Annotated in this window: 16 protein-coding genes, 2 tRNA genes and 2 rRNA genes; 7 read left to right on the top strand and 13 right to left on the bottom strand. The window is 55.2% G+C overall.

The annotated features are described in order from the left end of the window. Nucleotides 1–29: 29 nt before the first annotated feature. From L2Y28_RS21530 to pepQ, 8 genes are all read right to left on the bottom strand, one after another. A 23S ribosomal RNA gene (locus tag L2Y28_RS21530) occupies nt 30–2,935 on the bottom strand. 170 nt (nt 2,936–3,105) lie between these two features. Next, nucleotides 3,106–3,181, bottom strand: a tRNA-Ala gene (locus L2Y28_RS21535). Nucleotides 3,182–3,286: 105 nt separating this feature from the next. Then, nucleotides 3,287–3,363, bottom strand: a tRNA-Ile gene (locus tag L2Y28_RS21540). A gap of 70 nt (nt 3,364–3,433) precedes the next feature. Then, nucleotides 3,434–4,975, bottom strand: a 16S ribosomal RNA gene (locus L2Y28_RS21545). The 16S and 23S rRNA genes sit together here with 2 tRNA genes alongside, the layout of an rRNA operon. A gap of 352 nt (nt 4,976–5,327) precedes the next feature. Next, the gene (gene hemG, locus L2Y28_RS21550) at nt 5,328–5,873 is read right to left on the bottom strand and encodes a menaquinone-dependent protoporphyrinogen IX dehydrogenase (protein ID WP_022649736.1); all 546 of its coding nucleotides are present in this window, start codon (nt 5,871–5,873) and stop codon (nt 5,328–5,330) included. 10 nt (nt 5,874–5,883) lie between these two features. Then, nucleotides 5,884–7,335: a Trk system potassium transporter TrkH gene (gene trkH, locus L2Y28_RS21555; RefSeq protein ID WP_022649737.1), complete on the bottom strand. Its 1,452-nt coding sequence runs from the start codon at nt 7,333–7,335 to the stop codon at nt 5,884–5,886. Nucleotides 7,336–7,376: 41 nt separating this feature from the next. Then, on the bottom strand, nt 7,377–7,991 hold the full coding sequence (locus tag L2Y28_RS21560) for an IMPACT family protein (protein WP_015572737.1): 615 nt from the start codon (nt 7,989–7,991) through the stop codon (nt 7,377–7,379). Beyond that, on the bottom strand, nt 7,991–9,322 hold the full coding sequence (gene pepQ / locus L2Y28_RS21565) for a Xaa-Pro dipeptidase (protein WP_022649738.1): 1,332 nt from the start codon (nt 9,320–9,322) through the stop codon (nt 7,991–7,993). The genes L2Y28_RS21560 and pepQ overlap by 1 nt, the downstream gene beginning before the upstream one ends. A 190-nt stretch (nt 9,323–9,512) precedes the next feature. Between pepQ and fadB the strand changes: the two genes are divergently transcribed. Both fadB and fadA read left to right on the top strand, forming a co-directional pair. Next, a complete protein-coding gene (gene fadB, locus L2Y28_RS21570) occupies nt 9,513–11,702 on the top strand; it encodes a fatty acid oxidation complex subunit alpha FadB (RefSeq protein ID WP_022649739.1) in 2,190 nt (729 codons plus the stop codon). 9 nt (nt 11,703–11,711) lie between these two features. Further along, nucleotides 11,712–12,875 (top strand): acetyl-CoA C-acyltransferase FadA, encoded by a 1,164-nt coding sequence (gene fadA / locus L2Y28_RS21575; protein ID WP_022649740.1) that lies wholly within the window; start codon nt 11,712–11,714, stop codon nt 12,873–12,875. Between the two features lie 189 nt (nt 12,876–13,064). Here the strand turns inward: fadA and glyS are convergent, their stop codons facing one another. The 3 genes from glyS to L2Y28_RS21590 all read right to left on the bottom strand — a co-directional run bounded on the left by glyS (nt 13,065) and on the right by L2Y28_RS21590 (nt 16,521). Continuing rightward, nucleotides 13,065–15,134: a glycine--tRNA ligase subunit beta gene (gene glyS, locus L2Y28_RS21580; protein ID WP_022649741.1), complete on the bottom strand. Its 2,070-nt coding sequence runs from the start codon at nt 15,132–15,134 to the stop codon at nt 13,065–13,067. A 9-nt stretch (nt 15,135–15,143) separates the two neighbouring features. Then, complete coding sequence (gene glyQ / locus L2Y28_RS21585) at nt 15,144–16,055, bottom strand: glycine--tRNA ligase subunit alpha (RefSeq protein ID WP_003860141.1); 912 nt, start codon at nt 16,053–16,055, stop codon at nt 15,144–15,146. Between the two features lie 160 nt (nt 16,056–16,215). Continuing rightward, on the bottom strand, nt 16,216–16,521 hold the full coding sequence (locus L2Y28_RS21590) for a YsaB family lipoprotein (protein ID WP_022649742.1): 306 nt from the start codon (nt 16,519–16,521) through the stop codon (nt 16,216–16,218). Nucleotides 16,522–16,705: 184 nt separating this feature from the next. On the opposite strand from L2Y28_RS21590, the gene L2Y28_RS21595 reads away from it, so the two are divergent. Beyond that, nucleotides 16,706–17,701, top strand: coding sequence for an acyltransferase (locus tag L2Y28_RS21595; RefSeq protein WP_022649743.1), 996 nt, complete (start codon nt 16,706–16,708; stop codon nt 17,699–17,701). A 52-nt stretch (nt 17,702–17,753) separates the two neighbouring features. Here L2Y28_RS21595 and xylB read toward each other — a convergent pair whose 3' ends face one another. Then, the gene (gene xylB, locus L2Y28_RS21600) at nt 17,754–19,208 is read right to left on the bottom strand and encodes a xylulokinase (RefSeq protein WP_022649744.1); all 1,455 of its coding nucleotides are present in this window, start codon (nt 19,206–19,208) and stop codon (nt 17,754–17,756) included. A gap of 59 nt (nt 19,209–19,267) precedes the next feature. Next, nucleotides 19,268–20,590 carry a xylose isomerase gene (gene xylA / locus L2Y28_RS21605; RefSeq protein WP_026080557.1) on the bottom strand — a complete coding sequence of 441 codons (1,323 nt, stop codon included), beginning with the start codon at nt 20,588–20,590 and terminating at the stop codon, nt 19,268–19,270. Between the two features lie 371 nt (nt 20,591–20,961). Here xylA and xylF point away from each other — a divergent pair, with 371 nt between their 5' ends. From xylF to xylR, 4 genes are all read left to right on the top strand, one after another. Further along, nucleotides 20,962–21,954 carry a D-xylose ABC transporter substrate-binding protein gene (gene xylF / locus L2Y28_RS21610; protein ID WP_022649746.1) on the top strand — a complete coding sequence of 331 codons (993 nt, stop codon included), beginning with the start codon at nt 20,962–20,964 and terminating at the stop codon, nt 21,952–21,954. A gap of 72 nt (nt 21,955–22,026) precedes the next feature. After that, nucleotides 22,027–23,568 carry a xylose ABC transporter ATP-binding protein gene (locus L2Y28_RS21615; RefSeq protein ID WP_015572746.1) on the top strand — a complete coding sequence of 514 codons (1,542 nt, stop codon included), beginning with the start codon at nt 22,027–22,029 and terminating at the stop codon, nt 23,566–23,568. Further along, complete coding sequence (gene xylH, locus L2Y28_RS21620; RefSeq protein ID WP_022649747.1) at nt 23,546–24,727, top strand: xylose ABC transporter permease XylH; 1,182 nt, start codon at nt 23,546–23,548, stop codon at nt 24,725–24,727. Before L2Y28_RS21615 ends, xylH begins: the two co-directional genes overlap by 23 nt. A gap of 34 nt (nt 24,728–24,761) precedes the next feature. Continuing rightward, a complete protein-coding gene (xylR, locus tag L2Y28_RS21625) occupies nt 24,762–25,940 on the top strand; it encodes a D-xylose utilization transcriptional activator XylR (protein ID WP_022649748.1) in 1,179 nt (392 codons plus the stop codon). The last annotated feature ends 20 nt before the right edge of the window (nt 25,941–25,960 follow it).

Below are 25,960 nucleotides of genomic sequence, written 5' to 3' on the forward strand. Positions count from 1 at the left end.
TCTCTTCGCCAAAACAGCTTCGGCGTTGTAAGGTTAAGCCTCACGGTTCATTAGTATCGGTTAGCTCAACGCATCGCTGCGCTTACACACCCGACCTATCAACGTCGTCGTCTTCAACGTTCCTTCAGGAGACTTAAAGTCTCAGGGAGAACTCATCTCGGGGCAAGTTTCGTGCTTAGATGCTTTCAGCACTTATCTCTTCCGCATTTAGCTACCGGGCAGTGCCATTGGCATGACAACCCGAACACCAGTGATGCGTCCACTCCGGTCCTCTCGTACTAGGAGCAGCCCCCCTCAATTCTCCAGCGCCCACGGCAGATAGGGACCGAACTGTCTCACGACGTTCTAAACCCAGCTCGCGTACCACTTTAAATGGCGAACAGCCATACCCTTGGGACCTACTTCAGCCCCAGGATGTGATGAGCCGACATCGAGGTGCCAAACACCGCCGTCGATATGAACTCTTGGGCGGTATCAGCCTGTTATCCCCGGAGTACCTTTTATCCGTTGAGCGATGGCCCTTCCATTCAGAACCACCGGATCACTATGACCTGCTTTCGCACCTGCTCGCGCCGTCACGCTCGCAGTCAAGCTGGCTTATGCCATTGCACTAACCTCCTGATGTCCGACCAGGATTAGCCAACCTTCGTGCTCCTCCGTTACTCTTTGGGAGGAGACCGCCCCAGTCAAACTACCCACCAGACACTGTCCGCAACCCGGATTACGGGTCTACGTTAGAACACCAGCCATTAAAGGGTGGTATTTCAAGGTTGGCTCCACGCAGACTGGCGTCCACGCTTCAAAGCCTCCCACCTATCCTACACATCAAGGACCAGTGTTCAGTGTCAAGCTATAGTAAAGGTTCACGGGGTCTTTCCGTCTTGCCGCGGGTACACTGCATCTTCACAGCGAGTTCAATTTCACTGAGTCTCGGGTGGAGACAGCCTGGCCATCATTACGCCATTCGTGCAGGTCGGAACTTACCCGACAAGGAATTTCGCTACCTTAGGACCGTTATAGTTACGGCCGCCGTTTACCGGGGCTTCGATCAAGAGCTTCGCGTTGCCGCTAACCCCATCAATTAACCTTCCGGCACCGGGCAGGCGTCACACCGTATACGTCCACTTTCGTGTTTGCACAGTGCTGTGTTTTTAATAAACAGTTGCAGCCAGCTGGTATCTTCGACTGATTTCAGCTCCGTCCGCAGGGACTTCACCTACATATCAGCGTGCCTTCTCCCGAAGTTACGGCACCATTTTGCCTAGTTCCTTCACCCGAGTTCTCTCAAGCGCCTTGGTATTCTCTACCTGACCACCTGTGTCGGTTTGGGGTACGATTTCGTGTTACCTGATGCTTAGAGGCTTTTCCTGGAAGCAGGGCATTTATCACTTCAGCACCGTAGTGCCTCGTCATCACACCTCAGCGTTAATAAGGTACCGGATTTACCTGGAACCTCCGCCTACATGCTTAAACCGGGACAACCGTCGCCCGGCTGACATAGCCTTCTCCGTCCCCCCTTCGCAGTAACACCAAGTACAGGAATATTAACCTGTTTCCCATCGACTACGCCTTTCGGCCTCGCCTTAGGGGTCGACTCACCCTGCCCCGATTAACGTTGGACAGGAACCCTTGGTCTTCCGGCGAGCGGGCTTTTCACCCGCTTTATCGTTACTTATGTCAGCATTCGCACTTCTGATACCTCCAGCATGCCTCACAGCACACCTTCAACGGCTTACAGAACGCTCCCCTACCCAACAACGCCTAAGCGTCGCTGCCGCAGCTTCGGTGCATGGTTTAGCCCCGTTACATCTTCCGCGCAGGCCGACTCGACCAGTGAGCTATTACGCTTTCTTTAAATGATGGCTGCTTCTAAGCCAACATCCTGGCTGTCTGTGCCTTCCCACATCGTTTCCCACTTAACCATGACTTTGGGACCTTAGCTGGCGGTCTGGGTTGTTTCCCTCTTCACGACGGACGTTAGCACCCGCCGTGTGTCTCCCGTGATAACATTCTTCGGTATTCGTAGTTTGCATCGGGTTGGTAAGCCGGGATGGCCCCCTAGCCGAAACAGTGCTCTACCCCCGAAGATGAGTTCACGAGGCGCTACCTAAATAGCTTTCGGGGAGAACCAGCTATCTCCCGGTTTGATTGGCCTTTCACCCCCAGCCACAGGTCATCCGCTAATTTTTCAACATTAGTCGGTTCGGTCCTCCAGTTAGTGTTACCCAACCTTCAACCTGCCCATGGCTAGATCACCGGGTTTCGGGTCTATACCCTGCAACTTAACGCCCAGTTAAGACTCGGTTTCCCTTCGGCTCCCCTATACGGTTAACCTTGCTACAGAATATAAGTCGCTGACCCATTATACAAAAGGTACGCAGTCACCCCATAAAGAGGCTCCCACTGCTTGTACGTACACGGTTTCAGGTTCTTTTTCACTCCCCTCGCCGGGGTTCTTTTCGCCTTTCCCTCACGGTACTGGTTCACTATCGGTCAGTCAGGAGTATTTAGCCTTGGAGGATGGTCCCCCCATATTCAGACAGGATACCACGTGTCCCGCCCTACTCTTCGAGTTCACAGCAAGTGTGCTTTCGTGTACGGGACTATCACCCTGTACCGTCGGACTTTCCAGACCGTTCCACTAACACACAAGCTGATTCAGACTCCGGGCTGCTCCCCGTTCGCTCGCCGCTACTGGGGGAATCTCGGTTGATTTCTTTTCCTCGGGGTACTTAGATGTTTCAGTTCCCCCGGTTCGCCTCGTTAACCTATGTATTCAGTTAACGATAGTGCAACGGATTGCACTGGGTTTCCCCATTCGGACATCGCCGGGTCAAAGGTTCATATCACCTCGCCGGCGCTTTTCGCAGATTAGCACGTCCTTCATCGCCTCTGACTGCCAGGGCATCCACCGTGTACGCTTAGTCGCTTAACCTCACAACCCGAAGATGTTTCACTTCTGATTGCGAAAATTTGAGAGACTCGAACACACATGAGCTGTGTGTCGTTTCAATTTTCAGCTTGATCCAGATTTTTAAAGAGCAAAACTTCGCAGTGCACCTTTTCAGGTTCACTCTGAAGTTTTCTTGTGTTCGCAGTAAAGGATGGTGGAGCTATGCGGGATCGAACCGCAGACCTCCTGCGTGCAAGGCAGGCGCTCTCCCAGCTGAGCTATAGCCCCATCGTAGTTATCTCTCTACCGGTAATTTTTGTTGAGGCAAGGCGTGGTGACACGAAGCATACTCAGGTATGTGAGTGTCGCCGCAACGCAGCATCAGCAAAAATTTGGTAGGCCTGAGTGGACTTGAACCACCGACCTCACCCTTATCAGGGGTGCGCTCTAACCACCTGAGCTACAAGCCTGCAGAGATTTTTTACTGCTGTTTTTCATCAGACAATCTGTGTGGACACTACAAAGGCAGGTTCTTTAAGGTAAGGAGGTGATCCAACCGCAGGTTCCCCTACGGTTACCTTGTTACGACTTCACCCCAGTCATGAATCACAAAGTGGTAAGCGCCCTCCCGAAGGTTAAGCTACCTACTTCTTTTGCAACCCACTCCCATGGTGTGACGGGCGGTGTGTACAAGGCCCGGGAACGTATTCACCGTGGCATTCTGATCCACGATTACTAGCGATTCCGACTTCATGGAGTCGAGTTGCAGACTCCAATCCGGACTACGACGCACTTTATGAGGTCCGCTTGCTCTCGCGAGGTCGCTTCTCTTTGTATGCGCCATTGTAGCACGTGTGTAGCCCTACTCGTAAGGGCCATGATGACTTGACGTCATCCCCACCTTCCTCCAGTTTATCACTGGCAGTCTCCTTTGAGTTCCCGGCCTAACCGCTGGCAACAAAGGATAAGGGTTGCGCTCGTTGCGGGACTTAACCCAACATTTCACAACACGAGCTGACGACAGCCATGCAGCACCTGTCTCAGAGTTCCCGAAGGCACCAAAGCATCTCTGCTAAGTTCTCTGGATGTCAAGAGTAGGTAAGGTTCTTCGCGTTGCATCGAATTAAACCACATGCTCCACCGCTTGTGCGGGCCCCCGTCAATTCATTTGAGTTTTAACCTTGCGGCCGTACTCCCCAGGCGGTCGACTTAACGCGTTAGCTCCGGAAGCCACGCCTCAAGGGCACAACCTCCAAGTCGACATCGTTTACGGCGTGGACTACCAGGGTATCTAATCCTGTTTGCTCCCCACGCTTTCGCACCTGAGCGTCAGTCTTTGTCCAGGGGGCCGCCTTCGCCACCGGTATTCCTCCAGATCTCTACGCATTTCACCGCTACACCTGGAATTCTACCCCCCTCTACAAGACTCTAGCCTGCCAGTTTCGAATGCAGTTCCCAGGTTGAGCCCGGGGATTTCACATCCGACTTGACAGACCGCCTGCGTGCGCTTTACGCCCAGTAATTCCGATTAACGCTTGCACCCTCCGTATTACCGCGGCTGCTGGCACGGAGTTAGCCGGTGCTTCTTCTGCGGGTAACGTCAATCGACAGGGTTATTAACCCTGTCGCCTTCCTCCCCGCTGAAAGTACTTTACAACCCGAAGGCCTTCTTCATACACGCGGCATGGCTGCATCAGGCTTGCGCCCATTGTGCAATATTCCCCACTGCTGCCTCCCGTAGGAGTCTGGACCGTGTCTCAGTTCCAGTGTGGCTGGTCATCCTCTCAGACCAGCTAGGGATCGTCGCCTAGGTGAGCCGTTACCCCACCTACTAGCTAATCCCATCTGGGCACATCCGATGGCAAGAGGCCCGAAGGTCCCCCTCTTTGGTCTTGCGACGTTATGCGGTATTAGCTACCGTTTCCAGTAGTTATCCCCCTCCATCAGGCAGTTTCCCAGACATTACTCACCCGTCCGCCACTCGTCAGCGAAGCAGCAAGCTGCTTCCTGTTACCGTTCGACTTGCATGTGTTAGGCCTGCCGCCAGCGTTCAATCTGAGCCATGATCAAACTCTTCAATTTAAGTTTGATGCTCGTGAATTAAACTTCGTAATGAATTACGTATGTTCACTCAGAGACTTGGTATTCATTTTTCGTCCGAGGACGTTAAGAATCCATGTCACTTTGAGTGCCCACACAGATTGTCTGATAAATTGTTAAAGAGCAGTGCCGCTACGTTTTCGCTGCGGCGCGGGGTGTGCATATTACGCTTTCCCGCTTCAGAGTCAAGCGTTTATTTTGCTTTTCTCTGCTGACCCGGCGGCGTGTATGCCGTTGTTCCGTGTCAGTGGAGGCGCATTATAGGGAGTTCTTCTGAAGTGACAAGCACTAAATACAAAAAACTTTTCGTTCGCTCACTTTTCAAACTCAACGCTTATTTAACCCGCGAATCGTCCGTTAAACGTGCAATTTCACGGGCAAAACTGGCCACTTGATCCCAGTCGGTATAAACCACTTCTTTACGCGTATCCGTTTCCCCGCCCGTCATCTTCATGATCAGGCGGATCATAAAGCGGTCATACCAGCGGTAACGCGGGTAACGCAGCGCGCCCGCAAAGACAGAACAGATATCGGGCTGCCATGGCGAGCTCAGCAAAAACTTGCGCGTATAGCTGTTAGTCTGCGGTGTACGCTTCTCTGCTTTACGGGCAACCAGGTTGACCGAGTAAAACGCGCCGGGCAGCTTAGCGAGCTCCGCCGTATGCTTTTTCACAAAGCGATCCAGCGCCGGATGGAAATGACCGTAACGAATTGAAGCGCCAATGACCACACGGTCGTAATCCTGCCAGGCAATCTGTTCAGTGCGATTCAGGTTCACCACATCAGAATAAATGCCCAGCTCTTTGAGTTCAGAAGCCAGATATGAAGCAATCTCACGCGTTTGCCCATCACGCGTTGAGAATAGAATTAACGTTTTCACCAATGTCTCCTTACTCACGCCAGAATGTTGGGGTAAACAGCACCAGCAGCGTAAAGACCTCAAGACGACCAAACAGCATATTGGCGATTAAGATCCACTTTGCCACCGGGTTCATACTGGCGAAATTATCCGCCACGACACCCAGCCCCGGCCCCAGGTTGTTTAACGTTGCCACCACAGAGGCGAAGGCAGAGAAATCATCCACGCCCGTGGCGATAATCGCCAGCATACTGACAATAAAGACCAGCGCATAAGCGGAGAAGAATCCCCACACCGCTTCGAGGATACGCTCCGGCAGTGCACGATTGCCCAGCTTGATGCTGTAAACCGCATTCGGGTGGACGAGACGTTTAAGTTCACGGTTCCCCTGCTTGAACAGCAGCAGAATACGGATCACCTTCAGGCCGCCGCCCGTCGACCCGGCACAGCCGCCGATAAACGCAGAGCACAACAGCAGCACCGGCAGGAACAGCGGCCAACGCGCAATACTGTCCGTGGTGAAACCGGCGGTTGTCGCCATCGATACCACCTGGAAGAAGGCCTGGTTCAGGGTCGTGACCGCCGAGTTATAGACATCGTGGAACCATAGTACCAGGGTACAGATGATCACCAGGGTCAACTGGACGCCAATAAACATCCGGAATTCCGGGTCGCGCCAGTACACCTTCAGGCTCCGGCCGCTAAGCAACGAGAAGTGTAGACCGTAGTTACAGCCTGAGATCAGCAAAAAGATGGCAATGATGGTATTGATCGTCGGGCTGTCGAAGTACCCAACGCTGGCATCGTGGGTGGAGAACCCGCCGATAGCGATAGTGGCAAAGCTGTGCCCGATGGCATCAAACGCAGGCATCCCGGCAAACCACAGCGCCAGCGCGCAGGCCACCGTCAGCAGGACATAAATAAGCCAAAGGGTTTTCGCCGTCTCCGCAATACGCGGGCGCATCTTGTTATCTTTCAACGGGCCAGGCATTTCAGCCCGGTAAAGCTGCATCCCCCCGACGCCCAGAATCGGCAGGATAGCCACCGCCAGCACGATGATCCCCATACCGCCGAACCACTGGAGCATCTGCCGGTAAAAGAGAATTGCATGCGGGAGTGAATCCAGCCCCACAAGCGTGGTGGCCCCGGTGGTCGTTAATCCGGAGAACGATTCAAAAAACGCATCCGTGACGGTGAGATTCGGTTGTTCAGAGAAGATAAACGGCAGCGCACCCACGCTTCCCAGTACCGTCCAGAACAGGACCACGATCAGAAAACCCTCCCGGGATTTCAGTTCACCTTTCTCACGGCGGTTTGGCCACCACAGCAGGGAGCCAATCGTCAGCGCGACAAAAAAGGTTTGTGTAAATGCACGCCCCGCGCCGTCCCGGTAGATGAGCGCCACCAGTCCGGGAATGATCATTGTCCCGGAGAAAAGTATGACCAGCAATCCAACGATTCGGGTAATGGCACGAAAATGCATCTCTGCCGCTTCCTTAGGTAATCAAAATTGTGAGGTGGGGATTATTCTTCAATCGGCAGTAATTGCAATGAACCGCGACTAAAATCAGCGAGTTTTGCTGAAAAAGCAGCCAGTTCCGCCTGAGGAAGCGCCACGCGTAATTGCACCATTGCCTGATAATCACTGTGTGCGATGACGCCGTTAAACTGTTTAAGCAGTGCTTCGATACCCGATAGCTGGGCGTAATCGCATAACAAAGTATATTCCGTAAGTGGCGTTTTGCGGGTTGTTATCAGCAGATTAAGCGCCTGCTGGACACCCCCTCCGTAGGCTTTCACCAGCCCTCCGGTGCCTAACAAAATGCCCCCGTAGTAGCGGACCACGACGGCGGTGATTTCACCCACGCCGCTGCCCATCAACTGGGATAGCATCGGTTTTCCGGCCGTACCCGCCGGTTCACCGTCGTCAGAAAACCCGAGCTGCTGTGAGTCGTCTGGCGGCCCTGCGACCCACGCCACACAGTGATGGCGGGCATCGGGGTGCTGCGCGCGGACGGACTCGACGAACGCCTTCGCCGCCTCCACGCCGTCAGTATGCGCCAACAGCGTGATAAAGCGGCTTTTCTTGATTTCCTCAACAAAGGTGACCGGCTCGGCCGGTATCAGCCAGCTTTCCATCAGGCCAGCTTCAGATCTCGCGTCATGTTCTCAATGCTGTTCTCGTGAATAACCACGTTATCCTCGATACGAATGCCGCCAAACGGCTTCAGCGCTTCAATTTTCTCCCAGTTGAAGTGCTTGCTGAACTGCCCTTCCCGCCACGGCGCCAGCAGGGATTCAATAAAGTAGATGCCCGGCTCAATGGTCAATACCATACGCGGCGCCAGAACGCGGGTGCAGCGCAGATAAGGATATTTAGACGGTGCCGCCAGGTGCGTACCGGTATCATCCTGCATAAAGCCCGCGACGTCATGAACCTGTAAACCCAGCGGGTGGCCGATACCGTGCGGCATAAATGGCCCGGTCAAATCGTTCTCAACCATCGCCTCTTCGCTCATGTCTTTGACAATCTGATGCTTACGCAGCAGTTTAGCGATGCGCTGATGGAACTGGATGTGATAATCCACATAGCTGGTTCCGGCCTTCATGGTGCCAATCAGCGCCAGCTGTTCATCGTTCACGTCTTTGATCAATTGCGCAAAATCAGTATCCGCATTCGCCGCCCAGGTACGGGTCAGGTCTGCCGCATAGCCATTGTACTCAGCCCCCGCGTCCAGCAGGAAGCTGCGCATCTCAGCCGGAACCTGATGATCCAGTTTGGTGTAGTGCAGAACCGAGGCATGTTCATTCAGCGCCACGATGTTGCTGTACGGCACGTCGGTATCGCGGTGGCCGGTCGCCGTCAGGTAGGCCTGATTGATATCGAACTCGCTCATACCGGACTGGAACGCTTCGTGCGCCGCACGGTGGCCATTCACCGCCGTTTTTTGCGCTTCACGCATGCAGTAAAGTTCGTAGTCGGTCTTGTAGGCGCGATAGTAGTGCAGATAATCCAGCACGCCTTTCGGGTTGAGTTTATCTGCCGGAATATCCAGACCCAGCGCACGCTCAGGAACCGGACCAATGTAGCCGATGTTCCCACGCGCCGCTGGCAACTGGCTGCCAATGCCGTCTGCTTTTGGCAGCGCAATCACGTCAATTTCTTCGGTCCAGAATGAGGTCGGCAGCGGCTCCACGTTGTGCCAGTAATCGACCGGCAGGTAGAACCACAGTTTCGGCTTGTTCACGCCATCCACCAGCAGCCAGCAATTTGGAACCTGCGTGACAGGCACCCAGGCTTTAAACTGCGGGTTAACCTTGAAGGGATAAGCGTGGTCATCAAGAAAAGTATTCATCAGCTCGCCGGAGTGGATCAGCAGGGCATCCAGCTTGAAGCGGGCCAGTACATCGCGGGTACGTTCCTGTAGGGTAACGATATGATTTTTATAAAGCGAAGCCAGTGAGTCCATCATTCTTCCTTTCGTTTTTTTGACCTCAAGTCATCGCATCTTAGCACACCTCACTCCGGCTGCGTGATTTCCACCGACCGTGATCAGCGCAGCAATTTCTTAATGACTAATTTGCATTTTATTAACATAAATTCCACACTCCGTTTCATCTGGTATGACCAGATCCAATTGCTGGATTCAGGAGACCGACATGCTCTACAAAGGCGACACCCTGTACGTAGACTGGCTGGAAGATGGCATTGCCGAACTGGTGTTCGATGCCCCCGGCTCAGTGAACAAGCTTGATACCGCGACGGTGGCCAGTCTTGGCCAGGCGCTGGATGTACTTGAAAAGCAATCAGATTTGAAAGGGCTGCTGCTGCGCTCCAACAAAGCGGCCTTTATCGTTGGCGCGGATATCACCGAATTCCTGTCGCTGTTCCTGGTGCCCGAAGAACAGCTGAGCCAGTGGCTGCACTTTGCGAACAGCGTCTTTAATCGTCTGGAAGATCTGCCTGTCCCGACCCTTTCTGCCGTTAACGGTTACGCGCTGGGCGGCGGCTGCGAATGCGTGTTAGCCACTGATTACCGTCTGGCGACCCCAGACCTGCGCATCGGCCTGCCGGAAACCAAACTGGGCATTATGCCGGGCTTTGGTGGCTCGGTGCGTATGCCGCGCATGCTGGGCGCCGACAGCGCGCTGGAGATCATTGCCGCGGGTAAAGACGTCGGCGCAGAACAGGCGCAGAAAATTGGCCTGGTCGACGGCGTTGTAAAACCTGAGAAGCTTGTTGAAGGCGCACTCGCCATTCTGCGTCAGGCCATTAACGGCGACCTCGACTGGAAAGCCAAACGTCAGCCGAAGCTGGAGCCGTTGAAGCTCAGCAAAATTGAAGCCACCATGAGCTTCACCATCGCCAAAGGCATGGTGATGCAGACGGCGGGTAAACACTACCCGGCGCCGATCACGGCGGTGAAAACCATTGAAGCGGCAGCCCGTCTGGGCCGTGATGACGCTCTGAAGCTTGAAAACCAGAGCTTTGTCCCGCTGGCGCACACCAACGAAGCCCGCGCGCTGGTTGGTATCTTCCTTAACGATCAGTTCGTGAAAGGCAAAGCCAAACAACTCACCAAAAACGTTGAAACGCCAAAACACGCGGCGGTACTCGGCGCGGGCATTATGGGGGGCGGCATCGCCTATCAGTCTGCCTGGAAAGGCGTGCCGGTGGTGATGAAGGACATCAACGAGAAATCCCTGACGCTGGGCATGACCGAAGCGGCCAAGCTGCTGAATAAACAGCTTGAGCGCGGCAAAATTGATGGTCTGAAGCTTGCAGGTGTGATCTCCACCATCCAGCCAGTGCTGGAATACAGCGGTTTCGACCGTGTGGACGTGGTGGTTGAAGCGGTCGTCGAGAACCCGAAAGTGAAAAAAGCGGTGCTGGCCGAAACCGAAGACAAGGTGCGTCCGGAAACCGTGCTGGCCTCTAACACCTCCACCATTCCTATCAGCGAACTGGCGAGCGTGCTGAAGCGTCCGGAAAACTTCTGCGGGATGCACTTCTTTAACCCGGTGCATCGCATGCCGCTGGTCGAAGTGATTCGTGGGGAAAAAACCTCCGACGAAACCATCGCCAAAGTGGTGGCGTGGGCGAGCAAGATGGGCAAAACGCCAATCGTCGTTAACGACTGCCCGGGCTTCTTCGTTAACCGCGTGCTGTTCCCGTACTTCGCCGGTTTCAGCCAGCTGCTGCGCGACGGCGCAGACTTCCGCAAAATCGACAAAGTGATGGAAAAACAGTTCGGCTGGCCGATGGGCCCGGCGTACCTGCTGGACGTTGTCGGCATCGACACTGCCCATCACGCGCAGGCGGTGATGGCGGCGGGCTTCCCGCAGCGCATGCAGAAAGATTATCGCGACGCCATTGACGCCCTGTTCGACGCCAACCGCTTTGGGCAGAAAAACGGTCTGGGCTTCTGGCGCTATAAAGAAGACAGCAAAGGCAAACCGAAGAAAGAAGAAGATCCGGCGGTGGATGGCCTGCTGGCCGACGTCAGTCAGCCAAAACGCGACTTCACTGACGATGAGATCATCGCCCGGATGATGATCCCGATGATCAACGAAGTAGTGCGCTGCCTCGAAGAAGGCATTATCGCCAGCCCGGCAGAAGCGGATATGGCGCTGGTGTACGGCCTCGGCTTCCCTCCGTTCCACGGCGGCGCGTTCCGCTGGCTGGATACGCTCGGCAGCGCCCGCTATCTCGATATGGCTCAGCAGTACCAGCACCTCGGCCCGCTTTATGAGGTGCCGGAAGGTCTGCGTAACAAAGCGCGCCATAACGAACCCTACTACCCAGCAGTTGAGCCAGCCCGTCCGGTTGGCGCGCTGAAAACGGCTTAAGGAGTCACAATGGAAAAGGTTGTCATTGTTGATGCGATTCGCACCCCGATGGGCCGTTCAAAAGGCGGTGCATTCCGTAACGTGCGTGCGGAAGATCTCTCCGCGCACCTGATGCGTAGCCTGCTGGCGCGTAATCCGGCGCTGGACCCTGCTTCGCTGGACGATATTTACTGGGGCTGCGTCCAGCAGACGCTGGAGCAGGGTTTCAACATCGCCCGTAACGCGTCTCTGCTGGCGGAGATCCCGCATTCGGTTCCGGCGGTCACCGTCAACCGTCTTTGCGGTTCGTCGATGCAGGCGCTGCACGACGCGGCACGGATGATCATGACCGGCGATGCGCAGGCCTGTCTGGTGGGCGGCGTGGAGCACATGGGCCACGTGCCGATGAGCCACGGGGTCGATTTCCATCCGGGCATGAGCCGCAACGTGGCGAAAGCCGCCGGTATGATGGGCCTGACCGCCGAGATGCTCTCCCGTCTGCACGGCATCAGCCGTGAAATGCAGGATGCCTTTGCCGCGCGCTCGCATGCCCGCGCCTGGGCCGCCACGCAGTCTGGTGCCTTTAAGAATGAGATCATCCCAACCGGCGGTCACGACGCAGACGGCGTACTGAAGCAGTTCACCTACGACGAAGTTATCCGTCCTGAAACCACTGTTGAAGCGCTTTCTACCCTGCGTCCGGCGTTTGATCCGGTCACCGGCACGGTAACGGCGGGCACCTCGTCTGCCCTGTCCGACGGTGCCGCCGCCATGTTAGTGATGAGCGAAAGCCGCGCCCGCGAATTAGGCCTGACGCCACGCGCCCGCGTGCGTTCGATGGCAGTCGTGGGCTGCGATCCTTCCATCATGGGTTACGGTCCGGTCCCGGCGTCAAAACTGGCGCTGAAAAAAGCGGGGCTGAGCGCAAGTGATATCGACCTTTTCGAGATGAATGAAGCGTTCGCCGCGCAGATCCTGCCGTGCATTAAAGATCTGGGGCTGATGGATCAGATCGACGAGAAGATTAACCTCAATGGCGGCGCGATCGCCCTCGGTCACCCGCTGGGCTGCTCCGGGGCGCGTATCAGCACCACGCTGATCAACCTGATGGAACGCAAAGATGCCCAGTTCGGACTAGCGACGATGTGTATCGGGTTGGGTCAGGGGATCGCGACGGTGTTTGAGAGAGTGTAAATGTAAATAAGGAAAAGTATCTTAAAGCCAATGACGTCAGAACAAGGCGGCAAGCGAGCGAATCCCGATGAGCTTACATTAGTAAGTGATTCGGGTGAACGAGCGCAGCCAACGCAGTTATGGCGCCATTGGCGAAGAGAGACAGTTTAGTTGCCGTTCTTCCCGCCTGTCAGGGGCGGGTTTTTTACATTATTGCAGCAGCGAAATATCCGCCACGCGCAGGAACAGCTCACGCAGTTTCTCAAGCATCGAGAGACGGTTAATACGCAGCTCTTTATCTTCCACATTCACCATCACCTTCTCGAAGAAGGCATCGATGACGTCACGTAGCTCCGCCAGCTCCACCAGTGCTTCCTGGTAGCGACCTTCCGCGAAATACGGCTCCAGCTTGTCGCGCAGCACCACAACCTGCATCGCCAGAGAAATCTCTTCCGGCTCTTTCAGGGTTGCAGCGTTTACGCGTTCGTTCAGCGTCTCGTCGGATTTCGCGAGGATATTGGATACACGCTTGTTGGCCGCGGCCAGCGCAGACGCCGCTTCCAGCGTACGGAAGTGGGATACCGCTTTCATACGCGCATCGAAATCTGCCGGACGGGTCGGACGACGCGCCAGCACCGCCTGAATGGTATCAACGGAGTAACCTTCGTCCTGATACCACGCGCGGAAACGACCGAGCATAAAGTCGATAACATCATCCACAACCTTCGCGTTGGTCAGCTTATCGCCGTACAGACGGACCGCTTCTTCGGTCAGCGTTTGCAGATCGAGATTGAGGTTCTTCTCTACGATGATGCGCAGCACGCCCAGCGCAGCACGACGCAGCGCAAACGGGTCTTTGTCGCCTTTCGGATGCTGACCGATACCGAAGATACCCGCCAGGGTGTCCATCTTATCGGCAATCGCCACGGCGCAGGCAACCGGGTTAGACGGCAGATCGTCACCGGCAAAGCGCGGCTGATACTGCTCGTTCAGGGCCACAGCCACGTCTTCCGCTTCGCCGTCATGACGCGCGTAGTGCATGCCCATCACGCCCTGGGTGTCGGTAAATTCGAACACCATGTTGGTCATCAGGTCGCACTTGGAGAGCAGGCCCGCGCGGGTAGCGTGGTTAACGTCGGCGCCAATTTCACGGGCAATCCAGCCGGACAGCTCCGCGATACGGTCAGTCTTGTCGCGCAGCGTACCCAGCTGCTGCTGGAAGAGTACGGTTTGCAGACGCGGCAGGTTATCTTCCAGACGTTTTTTACGGTCGGTGTTGAAGAAGAACTCGGCGTCCGCCAGACGTGGACGCACCACTTTCTCGTTACCGGAGATAATCTGGCTCGGATCTTTCGATTCGATGTTCGCGACGAAGATGAAGTTTGGCAGCAGCTGGCCGTCGTTGGCGTAAACCGGGAAGTACTTTTGGTCACCCTTCATGGTGTACACCAGCGCTTCAGCCGGAACGGCCAGGAATTTCTCTTCGAATTTCGCGGTCAGCACAACCGGCCATTCGACCAGAGAGGTCACTTCTTCCAGCAGGCTATCGCTCAGATCGGCATTACCGCCAATTTTGCGCGCCGCTTCTTCGGCGTCAGCTTTGATTTTGGCTTTACGCTGTTCGTAGTCAGCAATGACCTTACCGCGCTCCAGCAGGATCTGCGGGTACTGATCAGCATTGTCGATGGTGAACTCCGGCTCGCCCATAAAGCGGTGGCCGCGGATCACGCGATCGGACGCCACGCCCAGAATGGTCGCCGGAATAACGGTATCGCCCAGCAGCAGGGTCACGGTGTGAACCGGACGCACAAAGTGAACGTCAGACGCGCCCCAGCGCATCAGCTTAGGAATCGGCAGCTTAGCCAGCGAGGTCGCAATCATATCTGGCAGCAGCGCTTCCGCGCTTTCGCCTTTCACATGGGCACGATACAGCAGCCATTCACCTTTGTCGGTGGTCAGACGTTCGGCCTGATCGACGGTGATACCGCAGCCGCGCGCCCAGCCTTCAGCCGCTTTGCTCGGCTTGCCTTCCGCGTCGAACGCCTGGGCAATGGCCGGGCCACGTTTTTCAACTTCGCGATCCGGCTGAGACGCCGCCAGGTTTGCCACTTTCAGCGCCAGACGACGCGGTGCAGCAAACCACTCAATTTTACCGTGCGCCAGGCCAGCGTTATCCAGCTCAGCAGTGACGTTCGCAGCGAAAGATTCAGCCAGGCTGCGCAGGGCTTTTGGTGGCAGCTCTTCAGTGCCGATTTCCACCAGGAAAGTTTTCTCAGACATGGCCGCCTCTTATTTGTTTCGGTTGCACATCGGGAAGCCAAGGGCTTCACGGGACGCGTAGTAAGCTTCAGCAACGGCTTTGGTCAGGGTACGAATACGCAGAATGTAGCGCTGACGTTCAGTCACGGAGATCGCTTTGCGGGCATCCAGCAGGTTGAAGCTGTGGGCAGCCTTCAGAATACGCTCGTAGGCAGGCAGAGGCAGCGGAGTCTCCAGCGCCAGCAGCTGCTGGGCTTCTTTCTCGTACTGCTCGAAGCATGTGAACAGGAAGTCCACGTCCGCGTATTCGAAGTTATAGGTGGATTGCTCCACTTCGTTCTGATGGAACACGTCGCCGTAGGTGGTTTTACCCAGCGGGCCGTCGCTCCAGACCAGGTCGTAAACGCTGTCTACGCCCTGAATGTACATGGCCAGACGTTCCAGACCATAGGTGATTTCGCCGGTGATCGGTTTACATTCCAGACCGCCAACCTGCTGGAAGTAGGTGAACTGGGTCACTTCCATGCCGTTCAGCCACACTTCCCAACCCAGACCCCAGGCACCCAGCGTTGGGTTTTCCCAGTTATCTTCCACGAAACGAATGTCGTGAATGGTCGGATCCATACCCAGCTCTTTCAGTGACCCGAGGTACAGTTCCTGAATATTGTCAGGTGATGGCTTAATCACCACCTGGAACTGATAGTAGTGCTGCAAACGGTTCGGGTTTTCGCCGTAACGGCCATCGGTCGGACGACGGGATGGCTGAACATAGGCGGTCGCCATCGGCTCTGGCCCTAACGCGCGCAGGCTGGTCATCGGGTGTGAGGTGCCTGCGCCAACTTCCATGTCCAAAGGTTGAACAATGGTGCAGCCCTGACGAGCCCAGTAATCCTGTAAGGTCAGGATCAGGCCCTGGAAGGTCTTGGTATCAAACTTTTGCATAGTATTTCGTGCTGGATACGTGTGGTTTTAAATGGAAGGGATCAGTATACCCGCTGGCTGCAAGATATACAGTACGAAACGGGGTTGTTTAGGGAAAATTGGGGAATAAGCCCTACAGCCAGAACCTGCGAAGGCTCTGGTTGCTGCTTATACGAGCAATTTAGCGCATTGAGAGATGTAAAAACTGGCCGTCTGCATCAAAAGAGCAGACAAAGCCCTCTTTACGCGCCGTATAGCCTTTCAGTTCATAGCTGCCCTGAAAGCGCTCGAAGCCGTTAATATGAATTTTCTGTGCTTCGGAATTATAGCGGTGAGCCGCCTGATCCCTGCACAGCTGTTCCATATTCAGGGAACGCTCCGGGCTCATTTTCCCCTGCTGCGCTTTTTGGACTGGAGCCTCCTGAGAAGCACTGCACCCTGCTAATAAAAGCAGCAGAAAGAGTGACGCCCCACGCTTCATCATCATTTTTATTACCGCCCTGGTCAGTGGCTGTTATTTTTAGTAGCAACACGTTTATAGATTAATGTTCAACATTCTGCGAATCTCGCCAGCTCCCGACAAGACAGCCTGGCTAAACTCAGAATTTTCCAAGGGAAAAGTTTTACGCAATCGCAGTCACACTTTCTTTATCAGGAATACAGAGGAACTGATGCAGTCAAAAATTAACTGGATTGATAACCTGCGGGGAATAGCCTGTCTGATGGTGGTGATGATCCACACTACGACCTGGTATGTCACGAACGCGCACAGTATCAGCCCTGTTAACTGGGATGTCGCCAATATTCTGAACTCAGCCTCACGCGTGAGCGTCCCGCTGTTCTTTATGATTTCCGGTTTTCTCTTTTTTGGCGAGCGTAGCGCGCAGCCGAGACATTTCATCCGTATTGTCTCCTGTTTGCTGTTTTACAGCGCCATTTCGCTGCTCTATATCATCCTGTTCACTTCAATTAATGCTGAACGTTCCCTGCTCAATTTGTTGCAAAAACCGGTGTTCTATCATCTGTGGTTTTTCTTCGCGATAATGGTTATCTATCTGGTTTCGCCGTTAATTCAGGTAAAAAACGTTAGCGGTAAAATGCTGCTGGCCTTGATGGTAATAATCGGGATCGTGGCAAACCCGAATACCGTCTCACAGAAAATTGATGGCTTTGAATGGCTGCCCGTTAACCTCTATATCAACGGCGATACGTTTTATTACGTGCTGTACGGCATGCTGGGGCGCGCCATCGGCATGATGGAGACGCAAAAGAGAGGAATAAACTGGCTTTGCGCGGCAGCATTTATCGCCGGTGTGTTTATTATCTCTCGAGGGACGCTGCACGAGCTGCAATGGCGCGGAAACTTTGCCGATACCTGGTATCTCTACTGCGGGCCGATGGTCTTTATCTGCGCGGTTTCGCTGCTGACCCTGTTTAAAAACACCCTGAATGCCCGCCCGCTTCCGGTGCTGGGGTTTATCTCTCGCCACTCGCTGGGCATTTACGGTTTTCACGCGCTGGTGATCCACGCCCTGCGCACCCGCGGCGTTGAGCTTAAAAGCTGGCCGGTGCTGGATATTGTCTGGATATTTACCGTTACGCTGGTTGTCAGCCTGCTGCTCTCAATGCTGCTGCAACGCATCGATACACGCAGGTTTGTGAGCTAACCCGGTTGAAGGCTGGCAGGCCGGGTAAGCGTTAGCGCCACCCGGCTCCTGTTTATGACATTAGCGGTAAAAGCTGCTGATAGATTTTGCGGAAAACGTCTCGTCTTTCAGCGTAGCGAGCATGATTTTTCGCATCAGGACGATGCTGCTGTTCAAGCGGCAGCTGGGGCAAAAGCTGGGGCAGTGGTTTATCCCGGTTCAGCGCAATTTGCGCCAGCCGTGCCGCACCGAGCGCCGGACCAACATCTCCCCCAGTACGATAGTCCAGCTGCAACCCGCTGATATCGGAAAGCATTTGCCGCCAGTAGCTGCTTCGTGCCCCGCCGCCAATTAACGTAATGCTGGATGGCGTCAGGCCACAGTCATGCACGACATCCATGCCGTCCGCCAGCGCATAACCGACCCCTTCAAGCACCGCGCGCGCCAGCTCTGCCGGGCCGTGCTGATGGGTAAGGCCGAAGAAGACCCCTTTCGCTTCCGGGTTGTTATGCGGCGTCCGCTCGCCGGAAAGGTACGGTAAAAACCAGACCGCACCGGCAGTATCATCCGCCTGCTGTGCCGCTGCGATAAGCGCCGGGACATCCGCCATTCCGGTCAGCTTTGCCGCCCAGTCGAGGCAGGAAGCCGCGCTCAGCATCACCGACATCAAATGCCATTTACCCGGCAACGCGTGGCAGAAGCTGTGTACGGCGCTTTCAGGGTTACTACGATAGCCGTCACTGACGGCAAAATAGACGCCGGAAGTGCCGAGCGAAAGCATGGCCTGTCCTGTCTCCACCATCCCCACGCCGACCGCACCCGCCGCATTATCGCCGCCGCCGGCAACGACAGGTACGGCTGGCATATTCCAGCGTTCAGCAACAGAAGGCTGCAAAGCGCCCGTGATATCACTGCCTTCAAACAGCGCAGGCATATGATCGCGCGTCAGCTGGCAGGCATCCAGCATCGCTTCGCTCCAGTCCCGTTTCGCCACGTCGAGCCACATCGTGCCCGCGGCGTCAGACATGTCGCTGGCAAAATCCCCCGTCATGCGAAAACGCAGGTAGTCTTTCGGCAACAGAACCTTCGCCACCTGACGAAAAATCTCAGGCTCATGGCGCTGCACCCACAGGAGTTTTGGCGCGGTAAAACCGGGCATCATCAGATTGCCCGTAATCTCGCGGGACGCAGGCACACGCTCCTCAAGGATCGCGCACTCTTCCGCACAGCGGCCATCGTTCCAGAGAATAGCCGGGCGCAGAACGCGATGCTGGCTATCCAGCAGCGTGGCGCCATGCATTTGCCCGGCAATGCCCAGCGCTTTCACGTCGCGCAGGCTGTGCTGCTCACCTAAGGCTTTCATCGCGCGGTCCGTCGCCTGCCACCACTGCTCCGGATCTTGTTCCGACCAAAGTGGCTGCGGGCGTGAAACCTGCAACTTTTCAGTCTGCGTGGCTAACACATCGCCCTGCTCGCTTAACAGGATGGCTTTCACCCCCGACGTGCCAAGATCGATCCCGATATACATGTGGTGACTCCTTTGACAGAAATGCCCGGCGGCGCTGCGCTTACCGGGCATGAATGCTGTTATTTATCGAACAGGTAGTGATTGACCAGGTTTTCCAGCAGTTCCTGATGGCCGCTCTGATGCTGCGGTGCCAACTGATGCTGTTCAGCGTACTTCGCGATCTCCGCAAGCGATAACTGACCTTTCAAAATTTGCTGGCCCAGCTCACTGTTCCAGCCGCTGTAGCGCTTCGCCACGCGCTTATCCAGCTCACCGTCTTCAATCATACGGGCCGCCACCTTCAGCGCCAGCGCCATGGTGTCCATCGCGCCAATATGCCCGTAGAACAGATCGTATTTGTCGGTGCTCTGGCGACGCACTTTGGCGTCGAAGTTCAGGCCGCCGGTGGTGAAACCGCCCGCTTTGATGATTTCGTACATCACCAGCGCATTCTCTTCGACGCTATTCGGGAACTGGTCGGTATCCCAGCCCAGCTGCGGATCGCCGCGGTTCGCATCCACCGATCCGAAGATGCCCAGCGCAATCGCAGAGGCGATTTCGTGATGGAACGAGTGGCCCGCCAGCGTGGCGTGGTTAGCCTCAATATTCACTTTGATCTCTTTTTCCAGACCAAACTGCTTCAGGAAGCCATACACGGTGGCGACATCGTAGTCGTACTGATGCTTGGTTGGCTCCTGTGGTTTTGGCTCAATCAGCAGCGTACCGCGGAAGCCGATTTTGTGCTTGTGGTCCACCACCATCTGCATAAAGCGGCCAATCTGCTCACGCTCCTGGCGCAGGTCAGTATTCAGCAGCGTTTCATAGCCTTCACGACCGCCCCAGAGAACGTAGTTCTCGCCACCCAGCTGATGCGTGGCGTTCATCGCAGTCACCACCTGGGTTGCCGCCCAGCTGAAGACTTCCGGGTCCGGGTTGGTTGCCGCGCCCGCGCCATAGCGAGGGTTGGTAAAGCAGTTAGCCGTACCCCAGAGCAGCTTCACGCCGCTTTGCTGCTGTTTTTCAGCCAGCACGTCGACCATCTGCGCAAAATTGTTCAGATACTCTTTCAGCGACGCCCCTTCCGGCGACACGTCCACATCGTGGAAACAGTAATACGGTACGTTCAGCTTATGGAAGAACTCGAACGCGACGTCGGCTTTACGCTTCGCCAGCTCAATGGCCTCGCCCGGCTGTTGCCATGGACGGTCAAAAGAGCCCACGCCGAACATATCGGCACCGTTCCAGCAGAAGGTGTGCCAGTAGCAGGCGGCAAAGCGCAAGTGATCTTCCATGCGCTTACCCAGCACCAGCTCATCCGGGTTGTAGTGACGAAATGCTAAAGGATTGGTCGTTTTCGTGCCTTCGAAACGAACGCGATCGAGTTGGTCGAAATAAGCTTGCATATTGAGCTCCATAATCAGGGTATGCGGCGTGGTCTTGCTTCTGGAGTAATAGTGAATAGACATTGGAGGTTGCTCAATTACGTTATTTCACACTGCTATTGAGAGAATGCGCAATTGTGCGCTGGCTCGCAAAATAATGTGCAGACAAACTATTTTTCGGCGCGCATTCCAGAATCAAATGTAATTAATAGGTTACGTTTTATAAAATCCGATCGCGGTCATAAATTCAGAAATAAACCAAATATCGTAATGAGAAGATAAAAATCTGTAATTGCCAGCAGGCCTTTCCACGTTAAAAATTTGCTGCGTCTCAGCAGTGAATGTTTCTTTTATCTCAGCTACACATACCCCTACAAAAAGGCCTAATAATTATGAAGATAAAGAACCTGACCCTAACGCTCTGCACTACTCTCCTGCTTGCAAGCTTTGCCGGCCACGCCAAAGAGGTCAAAATCGGCATGGCGATTGATGACTTACGCCTGGAGCGCTGGCAAAAAGATCGCGATATCTTTGTTAAAAAAGCGGAATCTCTCGGCGCGGAGGTGTTCGTTCAGTCCGCTAACGGCAACGAAGAGACGCAAATGTCGCAAATTGAGAATATGATCAACCGTGGCGTCGATGTGCTGGTCATTATCCCGTATAACGGCCAGGTATTAAGCAACGTGGTGAAAGAAGCAAAACAGGAAGGCATAAAAGTCCTGGCTTATGACCGCATGATTAATAATGCGGATATTGATTATTATATTTCGTTCGACAATGAAAAGGTGGGTGAATTACAGGCTAAAAGCTTGATCGCAAAAGTGCCTCAAGGGAATTATTTCCTGATGGGCGGCTCACCTGTGGATAACAACGCCAAACTGTTCCGTCAGGGACAAATGAAAGTGCTGAAGCCGTATATCGACGAGGGCAAAATTAAAGTCGTCGGCGACCAGTGGGCTGACGGCTGGTTACCGGAAAACGCGCTGAAAATTATGGAAAACGCGTTGACCGCAAATAACAACAAAATCGATGCAGTGGTGGCCTCTAACGACGCCACTGCGGGGGGCGCCATTCAGGCGCTGAGCGCGCAGGGTCTGGCCGGGAAAGTCGCTATTTCCGGACAGGACGCCGACCTTGCGGGTGTAAAACGCATTATCGCGGGTACCCAGACTATGACGGTCTATAAGCCCATTACCGAGCTTGCCAATACCGCCGCCGAAATTGCCGTTGAGCTGGGCAATGGCCAGCAACCTAAAGCAGACGCGACGTTAAATAACGGCCTGAAAGACGTGCCAGCTCGCCTGCTTACCCCTATCGAAGTCAACAAAGAGAATATTGACGCCACGGTGGTGAAAGACGGTTTCCATAAGAAGAGTGAACTGTAATCCAGCGCAGCCCCTGCCCGGCGGGGGCGCATCGACCTGCCCTGTTCATCTGTCGGGCTATGCGGAGCAGTTATGTCTTATTTACTTGAAATGAAAAGCATCACCAAAGCCTTCGGGGCGGTGAAAGCGGTCGACAACGTAAGCCTGCGGCTGAACCCCGGCGAAGTGATGTCGCTGTGCGGCGAAAACGGCTCGGGGAAATCCACGCTGATGAAGGTGCTGTGCGGGATCTATCCGCACGGCAGCTACGAGGGCGAAATCGTCTTTGCCGGTGAGGTGCTTCAGGCCACGCACATTCGTGATACCGAACGCAAAGGCATCGCTATCATTCACCAGGAGCTGGCGCTGGTGAAGCACCTTACCGTGCTGGAAAATATCTTTCTTGGGGCCGAACTCTCGCGCCACGGCGTACTGGATTACGACACCATGACGCTGCGCTGCGAAAAACTGCTGGCCCAGGTGAGTCTCGCTATCTCACCGGATACGCGCGTGGGCGACTTAGGTTTGGGCCAGCAGCAGCTGGTGGAGATCGCCAAGGCGCTAAATAAACAGGTACGCCTGCTGATCCTCGACGAGCCAACCGCCTCGCTCACCGAACAGGAAACCGCCGTTCTGCTCAATATCATCCGCGACCTGCAAAACCACGGTATCGCCTGCATCTATATTTCGCACAAGCTCAATGAGGTGAAAGCTATTTCCGACACCATCTGCGTCATCCGCGACGGGCAGCACATTGGCACGCGTGAAGCAGAAGGCATGAGCGAAGATGACATCATCACCATGATGGTGGGTCGCGAACTCACCGCACTGTATCCCAACGAACCACACACCATAGGAGAAGAACTCCTGCGCGTGGAAAACCTGACGGCGTGGCATCCCGTTAACCGCCACATCAAGCGCGTGGATAACCTCTCCTTCTCGCTGCACCGCGGCGAAATTCTCGGTATTGCGGGTTTAGTGGGTGCCGGAAGAACCGAGGCCGTGCAGTGTCTGTTTGGCGTCTGGCCGGGGCGCTGGGAAGGCAAAATTTATATCGACGGTCAGCCGGTAAAAATCGACAACTGCCAGCAGGCCATTGCCAAAGGCATTGCTATGGTGCCCGAAGACCGCAAAAAAGACGGCATCGTGCCGGTCATGGCGGTGGGAAAAAATATCACGCTGGCGGCGCTCAGCCAGTTTTCCGGCGCGCTGAGCAGCCTGGATGATGCCGCAGAACAGCAGTGTATTCTTCAGTCACTTGCCAGGCTCAAGGTGAAAACCTCCTCGCCGGAACTGGCGATAGGTCGCCTGAGCGGCGGCAACCAGCAGAAAGCGATTCTGGCACGCTGCCTGTTGCTTAATCCGCGCATTTTAATTCTGGACGAACCCACGCGCGGGATCGATATCGGCGCGAAGTATGAAATCTACAAGCTGATCAACCAGCTTGTGCAGCAAGGGATTGCCGTCATTGTTATCTCGTCCGAATTGCCTGAAGTGCTGGGGCTGAGCGACCGCGTGCTGGTCATGCATGAAGGGAAACTCAAAGCCAACCTGAACAACCAGAACCTGACGCAAGAGCAGGTGATGGAAGCTGCCTTAAGGAGCGAACGCCATGTCGAAAAGCAACCCGTCTGATATCAAAGTCGCTGTTCCGACGCCCGGTGCGTTCGCAGGACTTAAATCGCTGAATCTGCAAGTTTTTGTAATGATTGCCGCCATTATCGTCATCATGTTGTTCTTTACCTGGATGACCGATGGCTCCTATTTGAGCGCACGTAACGTCTCTAACCTGCTGCGTCAGACCGCCATCACCGGGATCCTGGCGGTGGGGATGGTCTTTGTGATTATCTCAGCGGAAATTGACCTGTCGGTAGGGTCGATGATGGGTCTGCTCGGCGGCGTGGCGGCAATTTTTGACGTCTGGCTCGGCTGGCCGCTGCCGCTGACGATTGCGGTCACGCTGGTACTGGGTCTGCTGCTGGGTGCGTGGAACGGCTGGTGGGTGGCCTACCGTAAAGTCCCGTCGTTTATTGTCACCTTAGCAGGGATGCTGGCCTTCCGCGGTATTCTGATTGGGATCACCAACGGCACTACCGTCTCCCCGACCAGCGCCTCGATGTCCCAGATTGGCCAAAGCTACCTCTCTGATGGCGTCGGTTTTACGATCGGTGTGGTTGGGCTGATGGCGTTTGTCGTGTGGCAATGGCGAGGACGCATGCGTCGCCAGGCGCTGGGGCTGGCCTCGCCTGCCTCAACCTCGGTTGTCGGCCGTCAGGCGCTTACTGCGGTGATTGTGCTGGGGGCCATCTGGCTGCTAAACGATTATCGCGGTGTCCCAACGCCCGTTCTGCTGCTGGCGCTGTTGCTGTTAGGTGGGATGTTTATGGCCACACGTACCGCATTCGGTCGCCGTATTTATGCTATCGGCGGCAATCTTGAAGCCGCGCGTTTATCTGGTATCAACGTCGAGCGCACCAAACTCGCCGTCTTTGCCATCAACGGCCTGATGGTAGCCATCGCGGGGCTGATCCTCAGCTCACGTCTGGGTGCGGGTTCCCCGTCTGCCGGTAATATTGCCGAGCTGGACGCCATCGCCGCCTGCGTGATTGGCGGGACCAGCCTCGCCGGAGGCATTGGCAGCGTGGCGGGGGCGGTGATGGGCGCATTTATTATGGCTTCGCTGGATAACGGGATGAGTATGATGGACGTGCCGACGTTTTGGCAGTATATCGTCAAAGGGGCCATTCTTTTGCTGGCAGTCTGGATGGACTCTGCCACCAAGCGGCGCGCCTGAGAACCGTATCGTGACTAATTTGGGAAAGTGAGCCATGTTTGAAAAGCGTCACCGCATTACGTTGTTATTCAATGCCAACAAAGCCTATGACCGTCAGGTGGTTGAGGGGGTTGGTGAATATTTGCAGGCGTCGCAATCCGAATGGGATATTTTCATCGAAGAAGATTTCCGTACCCGTCTGGAGAACATCAAAGACTGGCTGGGAGACGGGGTTATCGCTGACTTTGACGACCCCGTGATTGAACAGTTGCTGAGTGGCGTCGACGTACCTATCGTGGGCGTTGGCGGCTCTTACCATTCAGCGGAACATTACCCCCCCGTTCACTACATCGCCACGGATAACCATGCCCTGGTTGAGACCGCCTTCCTCCATTTAAAGGAGAAAGGCGTCCATCGTTTTGCGTTTTACGGATTGCCCGCCACCAGCGGAAAGCGTTGGGCGATGGAGCGTGAGTATGCCTTCTGCCAGCTGGTTGCCCAGGAGAAGTATCGCGGCGTCGTTTATCAGGGGCTGGAAACCGCGCCAGAAAACTGGCAGCACGCACAGAATCGCCTGGCTGACTGGCTGCAAACACTGCCGCCCCAGACAGGGATTATCGCCGTGACGGACGCCCGCGCCCGCCACGTATTACAGGTGTGCGAACATTTGCATATTCCTGTGCCTGAAAAGCTGTGCGTGATTGGTATTGATAACGAAGAGCTTACGCGCTATCTGTCGCGCGTGGCGCTCTCATCCGTGGCGCAGGGTACCCGTCAGATGGGCTATCAGGCCGCAAAGCTGCTGCACAGACTGTTAGACAACGAATCCCTGCCGCTCCAGCGTCTGCTGGTTCCGCCCGTTCGCGTGGTCGAGCGTCGCTCAACTGACTACCGTTCCTTAAACGATCCGGCCGTGATTCAGGCGATGCACTACATTCGCAATCATGCCTGCAAAGGGATTAAGGTCGATCAGGTGCTGGATTCGGTCGGCATTTCACGTTCGAATCTGGAGAAGCGGTTTAAAGAGGAAGTCGGTGAGACGATCCACGCCGTGATCCATGCGGAAAAGCTGGAGAAAGCGCGCAGTCTGCTGATCTCCACCTCGCTGTCGATCAACGAGATTTCACAGATGTGCGGCTATCCGTCGCTTCAGTATTTCTATTCGGTGTTCAGGAAAGAGTATGACACCACGCCGAAGGAGTACCGGGAACGGTACAGTGAAGCCCTGCTCTAGAAAAAAGAACGCCTTCCAGT

It is taken from the genome of Enterobacter sp. JH25 (assembly GCF_021725435.1).
Lineage (GTDB): Bacteria > Pseudomonadota > Gammaproteobacteria > Enterobacterales > Enterobacteriaceae > Enterobacter > Enterobacter intestinihominis.

What these genes read in the sequence shown, in the direction of transcription:
- L2Y28_RS21595 (WP_022649743.1), top strand. Translation starts at nt 16,706, where the DNA reads ATGCAGTCAAAAATTAACTGGATTGATAACCTGCGGGGAATAGCCTGT.
- fadB (WP_022649739.1), top strand. Translation starts at nt 9,513, where the DNA reads ATGCTCTACAAAGGCGACACCCTGTACGTAGACTGGCTGGAAGATGGC.
- glyQ (WP_003860141.1), bottom strand. Translation starts at nt 16,055, where the DNA reads ATGCAAAAGTTTGATACCAAGACCTTCCAGGGCCTGATCCTGACCTTA.
- xylB (WP_022649744.1), bottom strand. Translation starts at nt 19,208, where the DNA reads ATGTATATCGGGATCGATCTTGGCACGTCGGGGGTGAAAGCCATCCTG.
- L2Y28_RS21615 (WP_015572746.1), top strand. Translation starts at nt 22,027, where the DNA reads ATGTCTTATTTACTTGAAATGAAAAGCATCACCAAAGCCTTCGGGGCG.
- trkH (WP_022649737.1), bottom strand. Translation starts at nt 7,335, where the DNA reads ATGCATTTTCGTGCCATTACCCGAATCGTTGGATTGCTGGTCATACTT.
- pepQ (WP_022649738.1), bottom strand. Translation starts at nt 9,322, where the DNA reads ATGGACTCACTGGCTTCGCTTTATAAAAATCATATCGTTACCCTACAG.
- xylR (WP_022649748.1), top strand. Translation starts at nt 24,762, where the DNA reads ATGTTTGAAAAGCGTCACCGCATTACGTTGTTATTCAATGCCAACAAA.
- xylA (WP_026080557.1), bottom strand. Translation starts at nt 20,590, where the DNA reads ATGCAAGCTTATTTCGACCAACTCGATCGCGTTCGTTTCGAAGGCACG.
- fadA (WP_022649740.1), top strand. Translation starts at nt 11,712, where the DNA reads ATGGAAAAGGTTGTCATTGTTGATGCGATTCGCACCCCGATGGGCCGT.
- glyS (WP_022649741.1), bottom strand. Translation starts at nt 15,134, where the DNA reads ATGTCTGAGAAAACTTTCCTGGTGGAAATCGGCACTGAAGAGCTGCCA.
- L2Y28_RS21560 (WP_015572737.1), bottom strand. Translation starts at nt 7,991, where the DNA reads ATGGAAAGCTGGCTGATACCGGCCGAGCCGGTCACCTTTGTTGAGGAA.
- L2Y28_RS21590 (WP_022649742.1), bottom strand. Translation starts at nt 16,521, where the DNA reads ATGATGATGAAGCGTGGGGCGTCACTCTTTCTGCTGCTTTTATTAGCA.
- xylH (WP_022649747.1), top strand. Translation starts at nt 23,546, where the DNA reads ATGTCGAAAAGCAACCCGTCTGATATCAAAGTCGCTGTTCCGACGCCC.
- xylF (WP_022649746.1), top strand. Translation starts at nt 20,962, where the DNA reads ATGAAGATAAAGAACCTGACCCTAACGCTCTGCACTACTCTCCTGCTT.